10 protein-coding genes are annotated in these 10,049 nt (G+C 72.3%); 6 read left to right on the forward strand and 4 right to left on the reverse strand.

Features of this window, described 5'->3' with window-relative positions:
* Window positions 1-576: PucR family transcriptional regulator (locus tag GTY56_RS11925; RefSeq protein WP_161365025.1), on the forward strand; the 576-nt coding region annotated here is incomplete at its 5' end.
* 148 nt (window positions 577-724) lie between these two features.
* Complete coding sequence (locus GTY56_RS11930) at window positions 725-1,366, forward strand: cutinase family protein (protein ID WP_161365027.1); 642 nt, start codon at window positions 725-727, stop codon at window positions 1,364-1,366.
* Window positions 1,367-1,426: 60 nt separating this feature from the next.
* On the opposite strand, the gene GTY56_RS11935 is transcribed toward GTY56_RS11930, so the two are convergent.
* On the reverse strand, window positions 1,427-3,154 hold the full coding sequence (locus GTY56_RS11935) for a hypothetical protein (RefSeq protein WP_202510046.1): 1,728 nt from the start codon (window positions 3,152-3,154) through the stop codon (window positions 1,427-1,429).
* Window positions 3,155-3,337: 183 nt separating this feature from the next.
* Here GTY56_RS11935 and GTY56_RS11940 point away from each other — a divergent pair, with 183 nt between their 5' ends.
* Both GTY56_RS11940 and GTY56_RS11945 read left to right on the forward strand, forming a co-directional pair.
* Window positions 3,338-3,550, forward strand: a complete 213-nt coding sequence (locus GTY56_RS11940) for a hypothetical protein (RefSeq protein ID WP_033312487.1) — start codon at window positions 3,338-3,340, stop codon at window positions 3,548-3,550.
* Between the two features lie 204 nt (window positions 3,551-3,754).
* Complete coding sequence (locus tag GTY56_RS11945; RefSeq protein WP_161365029.1) at window positions 3,755-3,985, forward strand: hypothetical protein; 231 nt, start codon at window positions 3,755-3,757, stop codon at window positions 3,983-3,985.
* Window positions 3,986-4,147: 162 nt separating this feature from the next.
* Here GTY56_RS11945 and GTY56_RS11950 read toward each other — a convergent pair whose 3' ends face one another.
* Window positions 4,148-4,999, reverse strand: coding sequence for an aldo/keto reductase (locus GTY56_RS11950; protein WP_161365031.1), 852 nt, complete (start codon window positions 4,997-4,999; stop codon window positions 4,148-4,150).
* Window positions 5,000-5,172: 173 nt separating this feature from the next.
* Between GTY56_RS11950 and GTY56_RS11955 the strand changes: the two genes are divergently transcribed.
* Window positions 5,173-5,583 carry a VOC family protein gene (locus GTY56_RS11955; RefSeq protein WP_161365033.1) on the forward strand — a complete coding sequence of 137 codons (411 nt, stop codon included), beginning with the start codon at window positions 5,173-5,175 and terminating at the stop codon, window positions 5,581-5,583.
* Window positions 5,584-5,618: 35 nt separating this feature from the next.
* Here the strand turns inward: GTY56_RS11955 and helR are convergent, their stop codons facing one another.
* Window positions 5,619-7,778: an RNA polymerase recycling motor ATPase HelR gene (helR, locus tag GTY56_RS11960; protein ID WP_161365035.1), complete on the reverse strand. Its 2,160-nt coding sequence runs from the start codon at window positions 7,776-7,778 to the stop codon at window positions 5,619-5,621.
* Between the two features lie 191 nt (window positions 7,779-7,969).
* Here helR and GTY56_RS11965 point away from each other — a divergent pair, with 191 nt between their 5' ends.
* Complete coding sequence (locus tag GTY56_RS11965) at window positions 7,970-8,851, forward strand: Gfo/Idh/MocA family protein (RefSeq protein WP_161365036.1); 882 nt, start codon at window positions 7,970-7,972, stop codon at window positions 8,849-8,851.
* Between the two features lie 34 nt (window positions 8,852-8,885).
* On the opposite strand, the gene GTY56_RS11970 is transcribed toward GTY56_RS11965, so the two are convergent.
* Window positions 8,886-9,776, reverse strand: a complete 891-nt coding sequence (locus GTY56_RS11970) for a GNAT family N-acetyltransferase (RefSeq protein ID WP_161365039.1) — start codon at window positions 9,774-9,776, stop codon at window positions 8,886-8,888.
* Window positions 9,777-10,049 lie beyond the last annotated feature (273 nt).

Raw genomic sequence — 10,049 nt, forward strand, 5'->3', positions numbered from 1 at the left:
CGGCGGGAGGAGGACCGGCCGCTGGCGGCGGCGGGCGCGCTGGTGGACATGGGGTCCCGGCCGCCGCGCATGCTGGTGCCCGAACCGGAGGGTTCGGGCGGCACCGGTGGCCGGGCGTTCACGCTCGCGCTGCGCGGCCGGCCCGCCGCGATCGGCCCGGCGGTCGCGGTGACCGAGGCCGCGCAGTCGCTGCGGCTGGCCTCCCGGGCGCTCGGGCTGATGGGCCGCGGGGTGCTCCCCCGCCAGGGCGTGGTGCGCTGCTCCGAGCATCTGTCGACGCTGCTGCTGCACGGCGACGAGCCGCTGCTGGAGCGCCTCCAGGCACGGGTCCTGGCGCCCCTCGACACGGTCTCGGCGGGGCAGCGCGACCGGCTCGCCGAGACCCTGCTGGCCTGGCTGCTCAGCGGCAGCAACGTGCCGGACGTCGCCGCACGGCTGCACATCCACCCGCAGACGGTCCGCTACCGCCTGCGCCAGCTGGAGAAGCTCTTCGGTGACGCCCTGCACGACCCGGAGACCCGCCTCGACCTCATTCTCGCGTTGCGCGCGGAATCACTGCACGCGCGGCAGAACTGACCCGGGGGCCGGGCGGCGTACTCAATCGGCGACAAAAACCGGCGGGGTTTCCATCATCCCGTCCATAACAGCAGGCGGGGAAAAGCCCATACGTTCGGGGCGTCCTTTTTCGCAGGCGCTTCACGCGCCTTTCACGCGGAGGATCCCCATGCGTATCCGTATGTGTCTCGCGGCGCTCTCGCTGGTCGGCGGGGCCGGACTCACCACCCTCGCGGCTCCCCCGGCCATCGCCGCTGCCTGCACGGACGTCGAGGTCGTCGCGGCCCGCGGCACCTTCGAGCCGGGCACGCTCGGCTTCATCGTCGGCGACCCGGTGTATTCGGCGCTGAAGAAGAAGGCGGTGGGCAAAAGCGTTTCCAGCTACAAGGTGAACTACCCCGCCGACCTCTCCCCCACGTCCGCCGCCCAGGGAAATCTGGATCTGGTGAACCATGTGAAGAGCCAGGCCGCCGCCTGCCCCGGGCAGAAGTTCGTTCTCGTCGGCTATTCGCAGGGCGCGAACGTCGTCGACAACTCGATCGGCATCAGCAGCGCCGGGGCGGTCGTCGGCAGCCCCATCGTGGCCACGCTGCCGGCGGCGGTGGAGCCGAAGGTCGCCGCGGTGCTGCTGTTCGGCAACCCGATCCGGGCGCTCGGCAAGAGCGTCACCGGCACGTACCAGAGCCGCACGCTCGACCTCTGCGCCCAGGGCGACCCCGTCTGCGAGAGCGGCGGCGGTGACGTCGGGGCGCACCTGAGCTACCGGGACGACGCGGAGGAGGCGGCCACGTTCGCCGCCGGCAGGCTCTGAGCCCGCGTCAGGCGAAGGGGCCCGGGAGGAGAACCTCCCGGGCCCCGGGCGTGTGGGCGGCTATGGCCGGCTCGGCGACCGTGCGAAGTCGGCGAGGCCGGTGGAGACGGGCTCCGGCCGGCCGTTGTTCTGCACCGGCGCGGCGGTCAGGACGTCGAGGTGCTGGTAACCGTCGGCGACCACAGGGTGCAGCTCGGCCGGGACCCGGCCGGCCAGCAGGCCCTCACCGGCGAGCACGGTGAGCACCGGGTTGGCCTTGAGCCCTTCGGGGTGCACGACGAGCTTCTTCACCTGCGGGGACGTGGCCAGCTGGATGTCCGTGACCAGTTTGGTCGGGAAGTACTGCTCGGTGAAGTCCAGCGGCTGCTCGGCGAGGCTGCGGGCCAACTGCCGTATGTCGGTGACCTCCTCGCCGGCGCCGGTGAACGGGGTGCCGTCGGCCGAGCGGTGACCGGGGTCGTCCGGGTCGCCGACGCGGTCGTAGTTGCGCCAGGTGTAGAGCGGGCCCCGCGGCCGGTCCGGGATGGCCTTGTACGCCGTGCCGTACGGCCCGGCGTGCTCATCACCGCCGTTGGCGACGGGGAAGCTCTTGTCGGCGATCGGTCCGCCGTCGAAGAAGCCCACGCTGGTCTGCAGGAACGCCAGCGGCACGGAGTTGTCGTCCAGGAGGGCCCCGAGCACGGCCCCGTTGGTGAGCCGGAAGTCCTTCACCGAGGGCTTGCCGCTGAGGAAGGCGGCGGTGTCCTTGGCGAACAGGAGACGGTGGGTGGCCTCGATGTTGGGGTTGGAGGGCAGGTAGCGGGGCAGGTCGGCCTCGCCCTCCAGGTCGTCCAGGGCACCGAGTCCGGCGATGCCGAGCAGGGTCATGGTCTCGGGGTTGAGCAGCACCGGTGCGGACAGGGTGCGCGGCAGCACACCGCTGTCCAGCCCGGCCTGTACGGCGCCGTGGCCCAGGCCGATGTCGGGCAGGTTGGTGTCGTCCGGGATGCTGCCGCTGAGGTCGGCCAGGGAGGTGGAGACGGTGGTGTCGAGGGCGAAGTAGCCGGCGCACTGGTTGTAGCCGGCGTCCGCCGTGGTGGCGCGGTTGCCGTCGAAGTCGGCCGCGGCGAAGTACCCGGTGATGACACCGCCCAGCGAGTGCCCGCCGCACAGCACCTTCTGCTTGCGCTGCGCCGGGGAGGGCAACTCGGCGGTCAGCAGGTCGTACTGGTCGCGTACGGTCTGCTCGATCCCGAGCTTCGCCATCCAGCCCAGCTGCGCGTTGCCGGTGAAGCCGGCGAAGGTGCGGCCGCCCACCTGCTTGCCGCGGTAGTAGTAGTCGACCGCGGTGTGCTGGTCGCCGGAGGCGATGCCGGTGCGGTCCTCCAGGCAGTTGGAACGCCGGTCCAGCGCCCAGAACTCGATGTGCCGTCCCTGCTCGGCGGCGCGCGTGACGGTGTTGCGGGCGACGCTGTCGAACGCCCCGGCGCCTTCCAGGATCCCGGGCTGGGCGATGAGGATCCGGTCGGCGTCGGCCGACGCGGACGGCCCGGCGGCGGAGCGGTAGCGCAGGTATGACAGCCAGTCGCAGGCGGCCGGGCGGGGCCCCGCCGATTCCGGCAGCGGCACCTTCACCCGCACCATCGACTCCGTCACTCCGGTCACCGGCGACGTCGACCTCACCGGTGTCTCGGTGCGTGTGCCGTCGGCGTGGGCGCCCGGGGCGGCGGCCGTGAGCGTTCCGGCGCTCAGCAGCACCGCCAGCACGGCACCGCGCCACTTCCCTCTGTGCGTACGGTTCATGTCCATGCCACGGACGCTAGGGCGCGGGTGCGACCGCTCTCAGGGAGTGCTGATGAGAACTCAGCTTCCGGATCGCGCCTTGTCACCGGGACACAGCCGGGCCCGGCGCCGGCACGGGGAGAGCGGGTCCGTACCGCTTCTGGACGCCACCGAGCTGCGAACCGGCCGTTTCGGGAGCATGGTGGGGCTATGGACGGTCAACCCCCTGTGGTCGTGCAGCCGCCCGCGACGGACGGCGGACGGCTGGTGACCATCCACGGCGAGCGCATGGGCGTCGCCTACAGCCTCTTCGACGTACTGGACCTGCTGCACCGCGAGGGCCTGCCCACCACGGACACGGCCGTCGACGACACCGAGCTGATCGAGTGGCAGGGCGGCGGCCCGTACGACTGGAACAACTAGGGCCTGTCCGTACCGACGGCACCAGTCCGGCTCCGGCCCTGTTCGACCGCGAGCGGCTCACAGACGGCTTTCGGCCGACCGCTGGTGCCCACATGGCGCAAGGCCGCCTTGCCGCCGGCCTTCCCGGCTGATGCGATCATCAGGCGACGAGTGGGGCCCGCCTGCTGCCCTGCTCCGGTGTCAGCTCGGAGCTGAGAGGTGAGCATGGGAACGATCATTGCGCTGTTCGCCGGCATGGGCGCTCTTGCCGCGTTGCTGAGCATCGTTCTGCTCAGGCGCAATCCAGGGCGTTCTGTGCCTGATTCCGCAGACGGGCTGCAAGCCGAACGGGATGCACGTGAGCAAGCCGCGAACACGCGTACCGAGGTACAAGGGATCGCGCTGGGGGGTTACACCGCTCTTTCCAGTGACCTCTTCAGAGGGAAGCGCCGTTGAGGGGCGCCACTCGCGCTCTTGCGGAGCCAGTCGTTCCAGGCCGTCCGCACAATCCCACCGCTCTCCAGGTCATCTCGACCGCACGGGCGCCCGGTAGTCACAGGACCGGCCGGCCACGGCCCGGCCGGCCGACGAGGCGGCCACGCCCCTGACCCCGGCCTGTCAGCCTGTCGCGGCCTGTGCGGCTCCGGCGAGCCGGTCGAGGCGCGTCCGCTGGGCTGACGTCAGCTCCAGGCCGGCCACCGCGAGGTTCTCCTCCAGGTGCTCGGTCCGGGCCGTGCCCGGGATGGGGAGGACGACCGGTGCACGGTCGAGGAGCCAGGCGAGGGAGACCTGCGTGGGCGTGGCCCCGAGCTCGGCCGCCACGGCGGCGATCTCACGCTCGGCTCCTGTCTTCCCCCAGGCGACGGGCCGCCACGGCAGGAAGGCGATGCCGGCCGCCGTACAGGCGTCGAGCACCGGCTCGTGCACCCGGTCGAGCAGGTTGTAGCGGTTCTGCACGCTCACGACGTCGACGAACTCCCTGGCCCGCTCCAGCTCCTCGATGGTGACCTCCGACAGCCCGATCCGCCCGACCAGGCCCTCGGTCTGGAGCTCCCGCAGGGTGCCGAGCTGGTCGGCGAGTGGCGTGCCGGGGTCGATGCGGTGCAGCTGGAGAAGTTCGATGCGCTCGGTCCGCAGGCGGCGCAGGGCCTGCCGGACCTGGTCGCGCAGGATCTCCGGCCGTCCGTCGAGCTTCCAGTCGCCGCCGGGGCCGGTGCGCGCGACACCGACCTTGGTGGTGATCAGCAGGCCCTCCGGATAGGGGTGCAGGGCCTCGGCGAGGAGCTCCTCATTGGCACCGCCGCCGTACAGGTGCGCCGTGTCGATCAGGGTCACGCCCAGTTCCACGGCGCGCCGGGCCACCGCGAGGGCGTTCTCCCGGCCGGGGCCGGGTTCGGTGGGCAAGTGCATGGCTCCGAAGCCGAGCCTGCGTACGTCCAGATCCCCGCCGATGCGGAATGTCGATGACATGAGCTGCCGTCTCCCCCTCTGCTCAAGCGGCCACGTTAACAGTGCAGTTGGTGACGGCTCCGGCGGTGGCGAACCCCGGCCCCGCCGAGGGCGCGGGCCGCCCGACGAGCCGTTGTCGGTGCCTGACGATACGCTGCGCGAAAATGCCTTTTGCCCCCTTCCGGGAGGTTCTCATGGCCTCGCGCCTCAACCCGTACCTCACCTTCAACGGCGACGCCCGGCAGGCGATGGAGTTCTACCAGGAGGTCTTCGGCGGCACCCTCGCCCTCAACAGCTACGGAGAGTTCGGGCAGCCGGACGCCCCGAACGCCGACAAGATCATGCACGGCATGCTGGAGACCACCGGCGGCTTCACCCTGATGGGAGCCGACAACCCACCGGGCACGGAGTCCGAGCAGGGCGGCTCCTACTCCGTGAGCCTCAGCGGTGACGACGACGCCGAGCTGCGCGGCTACTGGGAGAAGCTGTCCGAGGGCGGTTCGGTCTCGGTGCCGTTGGAGAAGCAGATGTGGGGCGATGTGTTCGGCATGTGTACGGACCGCTTCGGCGTCCCCTGGATGGTCAACATCAGCACGGAGAACTGAGCCGGCCACCCGGGAACGCCGCCCGGGCCGGCGTGTCAGGAACTCCTGAGGATCACGAGCTCCTGCGTGGCCCGGGTCATCGCCACGTAGTGGTCGACGGCGCCCTCGACGCCCTCGCCGGAGTTCTCCGGGTCGACGAGCACCACCAGGTCGAACTCCAGCCCCTTCGACAGCTCCGGGGTCAGCGACCGGACGCGGGGCGAGGCGGGCCGAAACGCGGGAGCGCCGATCACGCAGGCGATCCCCTCGGCGTGTCCGGCCAGCCAGGTGTCGAGGACCGACGTGAGCTCCGAGGCGGACCCGTGGCGGACGGGGACGCCGCTGCTGCGGATCGACGTCGGCACGTTGGCGTCGGGCAGCGCGGCCCGGATGACCGGCTCGGCCTCCGCCATGATCTCGGCGGGCGTACGGTAGTTGATGCTCAGCGCGGCCATCTCGACCCGGTCCAGACCGACCCGCTCCAGGCGTTCCCGCCACGACTCGGTGAACCCGTGCCGGGCCTGGGCACGGTCCCCGACGATGGTGAAGCTCCGGGACGGGCAGCGCAGCAGCAGCATCTGCCATTCCGCGTCGGTCAGTTCCTGCGCCTCGTCCACGACGATGTGCACGAACGGCCCGGCGAGCCGGTCGGGGTCGGCGGTGGGCAGGACGCTCTCGTCGACCAGGGAGTTGCGCATGTCCTGCCCGTGCAGCATGACCAGCACGCCCTCGCCGTCGTCGTAGGTGTGGGCCTCCAGCAGGTCGTCGATGACGTCGGCCATGCGGTCCTGCTGTGCGGCGACGGCGGCCTCCTGCCTGCGCCTGCGCCGTGAGGCCTCCGGGTCGCCGAGCCGCTGGCGGGCGGCGTCCAGCAGCGGCAGGTCGGACACGGTCCAGGCGTGGGCCTCCTCGCGTTGCAGGGTGCGCACCTCGTCGCGGCTGAGCCAGGGCGCGCACATCCTCAGGTAGGCGGGGACGGACCAGAGGTCCCCGACGAGGTCGGTCGCCTCCAGCAGGGGCCAGGCGCGGTTGAAGGCCATGAGCAGCTCCCGGTCCCGTGCCAGCGTCTGACGGAGGAGTTCGTCCGGGGCGTCGCCGTCGTGCCGGTCCACGAGGATCGTGAGGAGTTCCTCCCAGACCTGGTCGCGTGCCTCGTTGTGCGGCGTGCCGGGTTCCGCCGCCTCGAACGCCACCGCCCAGTCCGCGGCGCTCAGCCGGATGTCGGACCAGTGGGTCGTGACCGTCATCGCCTCGGCGGGCGGCTCCTCGTAGAAGCGGACGGCCTTCTCGATCGCCCGCACCATGTCCGCCGACGACTTCAGACGGGCCGCCTCCGGGTCGGTCTCCTCCCCCGCCGTGGCCCCCTCGTCGACGAGGTCCCGCAGGATGCAGGTCTGCACGCCCTCCTCGCCGAGGCTGGGCAGGACGTCGGAGACGTAGGACAGGTAGGGCCGGTGCGGGCCGACGAAGAGCACGCCGCCGCCGCGGTGCTGCCCGAGGCGCGGGTCGGAGTAGAGCAGGTAGGCGGAGCGGTGCAGGGCGACGACGGTCTTGCCGGTGCCCGGACCGCCGTCGACGACGAGGGCGCCGCGGGAACCGGCACGGATGATGGCGTCCTGGTCCGCCTGGATGGTGCCGAGCACGTCCCGCATGCGCGGCGAGCGGCTGGTGCCGAGGCCGGCGATGAAGGCGGACTGGTCGTCGAGCGCGGCGTGCCCGTCGAATCCGTCGGCGGTGAACACCTCGTCCCAGTAGTCGACGATCCTGCCGTCGGTCCAGCGGTACCTGCGACGGCTCGCCAGGCCCATCGGGTTGGCGTGGGTGGCTCCGAAGAAGGGCTCGGCGGCGGGGGAACGCCAGTCGACCAGCAGCCGGCGCCCCTCGCTGTCCGTCAGGCCGAGCCGTCCGACGTACACGGGCGCGGAGCCGTCGGCGGCGGCCATGTGCCCGAGGCACAGGTCCAGTCCGAAGCGGCTCAGGGCGCGCAGCCGTGCGGTGAGCCGGTGGATCTCGGCGTCCCGGTCCAACGCCTGCCTGCCCTTGCCGCCGGGTGCCCTGCGCTCGGCGGCAAGGCGGTCGGAGAGTTCGGCGATGTTCTGCGTGAGGCAGTCGGCGATGGCGGCGAAGTGCTGTTCGTCCCCGGCGATCGACGCCGGGGCGGCCTTGTGCGCGAGGCGGTCGGGAAGATCGAACGCGCTCGTGGTCGCAGGGGTCACGTCATGCTCCCGTTTCCGCAGGTCCTGGGCTCAGGCCGGACAGTCTGCGGGAGCCGGGGGGCCTTGCCGCAAGTCCCCCCGTGGGCTATAACTTGAGACAGGCGAGGAGAACACTCCTCGCCTTTGTCGTTGTCCGACGCCCGTTTCGGTGTGGCACGCTCTTCCACCTGGCAGCGTGGAGAGGCGGCGGCATGCGCATAGGACTGCTCGGCACCGGACCCTGGGCCCGGACGGCCCACGCACCCGCGTTGAGCGGGCACGGGAAGCTCGACTTCGCGGGGGTGTGGGGCCGTCGCCCGGAAGCCGCGAAGGAACTGGCGGAGCGGCACGGCGTCCGCGCCTACGACGACGTCGCCGAACTGTTCGCGGACGTGGACGCCGTGGCCGTGGCGCTGCCGCCCGAGGTGCAGGCCTCTCTCGCGGTTGGGGCGGCGCGGGCCGGGTGCCATCTGCTGCTCGACAAGCCGCTCGCGCCGACGGTGGAGCAGGCGCGGGCCGTGGTCGCGGCCGCCCAGGAGGCCGGGGTCGCCTCGGTGGTGTTCTTCACGACCCGCTTCCAGCCCGGGCCGGCGGCGTGGATCGCCGAGCAGGCCGCGGTGCCGGGCTGGTTCACGGGCCGCGCCGAGTGGCTCGGGGCGGTGTTCACGAGCGAAAGCCCGTTCGCGACGCCGTGGCGGCGGGAGAAGGGTGCCCTGTGGGACGTCGGACCGCACGCCCTGTCCGTGCTGCTGCCGGTCCTCGGCGACGTGCGGCGCGTGACGGCGGCGGTGTACGGGCCCGGCGACACGGCGCATGTCGTCCTCGACCACGCGGGCGGGGCGTCGAGCACGCTCACTCTGAGCCTGACGGCGCCGCCCGCCGCGGCCGGTGCCGGCGTCGAGCTGCGCGGGGAGGGCGGGGTGGCGGTGCTGCCGGACGGCTCCGACGGGGCGGTGCCCGCGTTGATGCGGGCCGCGGACGCGCTCCTCGACGCCGCCCGGACCGGCCGCCCGCACGCCTGTGACGCGGCGTTCGGCCTGCGGGTGACGGAGATCCTCGCGACGGCCCAGGACCTGCTCGACGGCAGGTCCTGAGCCGCCCGGCCGGGGCGGTTCGCGGGCGGGCCGGTTACCGCGCCGGGTCGAAGTTGAGCCGCTCCTTCACCACCGGGTAGCCGGCCTTGGCGAAGTTCGCCGCCATCGGGAAGTTGCCCCGGTCCGTGGCCGCGGCGACGAACTCCGCCCCCTGCTCGACCAGGAAGTGCGTGCACTCGGCCAGCAGGTCGTAGGCGTAGCCGTGGCCCCGCTGGTCCGGCAGGACGCCGATGAAGCCGATGCAGGGGCCCGTCGGATTGTGGGCCGGGATGTGGATGCCGGCCAGGTCGCCCTGCGGTGTGTACGCCACCTGCCACCACTCGCGCGGCGAGGGGCACCAGTGGAAGAAGTCCAGCTCCTCCTGGGCCGCCCGGTCGAGTCCGCCCTGCTCGATGGCCTTGAGCGCGTGGGCGTCCAGGGTGGCGGAGTGGATGCGGCGCAGGGCGTCGAAGAACACGGCGTCGTCCGGTTCGGCGCGGAACTCAAGACGCCCGGGCCGCTCGGGCAGGCCGCAGCCGGGGGTCCAGCGGTACAGCAGGCGTTCGACGAGGAGCTCGTAGCCGGCCTTGTGGGCGGCGGTGGCGCGGGTCTCGGCGGCGGTGCGCAGGGCCGGGTCGTCGCGCCAGCCGGCCGGCAGGTTCAGTTCCAGTTCGACCTGCCAGGGGGCGGAGCGCAGGAGTGCGGCGCCCGCTTCCTCCTCGCCTTCGGCCACGTCGAACCAGTTGACGTTGCTGGGCTCGGAGTCGTCGGGGCCGCCCCACCAGGCGCCGCGGGCGACGACACGGCCGTCGCGCAGGGCCACCCGCTTCCATTCCGGGCGGTGGCGGGTCAGCCGGTGGCCCTCACGGGCACCGAGCGGGTCGGGCAGGGTGTCGAAGACTGCGGCGTCGCTCGTGTCGAGCGCGCGGATGACCACATCGGTCATGGGATGTCCTCCGGGACGCATGCTGCGAAGAGCGCTCCCGGTCGATCAGTAGAGGCACGCCTGCCGGGCGGGGAGGGAGCGCGTAAACGGTGGGAACTGCACGGCTCGTCCTCCTTCCGCTGGTCTCGGGGCGTGGCGCGCCACACGCTACGTGATCTCCGGCGGGCCGTCCACCGGTTTACCGGAGCGGCTCAGCAAGCCCTTGGGAAGGGGTGGTTCGAGGACCCGGCTCCGACCGGCGCCCGTCCGGCCGGGGCCCGCGTCCGCCCCCGG

Source organism: Streptomyces sp. SID5643 (assembly GCF_009872555.1).
Classification (GTDB): Bacteria; Actinomycetota; Actinomycetes; order Streptomycetales; family Streptomycetaceae; genus Streptomyces; species Streptomyces iakyrus.

What these genes read in the sequence shown, in the direction of transcription:
- GTY56_RS11930 (WP_161365027.1), top strand. Translation starts at nt 725, where the DNA reads ATGCGTATCCGTATGTGTCTCGCGGCGCTCTCGCTGGTCGGCGGGGCC.
- GTY56_RS11970 (WP_161365039.1), bottom strand. Translation starts at nt 9,776, where the DNA reads ATGACCGATGTGGTCATCCGCGCGCTCGACACGAGCGACGCCGCAGTC.
- GTY56_RS11935 (WP_202510046.1), bottom strand. Translation starts at nt 3,154, where the DNA reads ATGGACATGAACCGTACGCACAGAGGGAAGTGGCGCGGTGCCGTGCTG.
- GTY56_RS11955 (WP_161365033.1), top strand. Translation starts at nt 5,173, where the DNA reads ATGGCCTCGCGCCTCAACCCGTACCTCACCTTCAACGGCGACGCCCGG.
- GTY56_RS11965 (WP_161365036.1), top strand. Translation starts at nt 7,970, where the DNA reads ATGCGCATAGGACTGCTCGGCACCGGACCCTGGGCCCGGACGGCCCAC.
- GTY56_RS11950 (WP_161365031.1), bottom strand. Translation starts at nt 4,999, where the DNA reads ATGTCATCGACATTCCGCATCGGCGGGGATCTGGACGTACGCAGGCTC.
- GTY56_RS11940 (WP_033312487.1), top strand. Translation starts at nt 3,338, where the DNA reads ATGGACGGTCAACCCCCTGTGGTCGTGCAGCCGCCCGCGACGGACGGC.
- GTY56_RS11945 (WP_161365029.1), top strand. Translation starts at nt 3,755, where the DNA reads ATGGGAACGATCATTGCGCTGTTCGCCGGCATGGGCGCTCTTGCCGCG.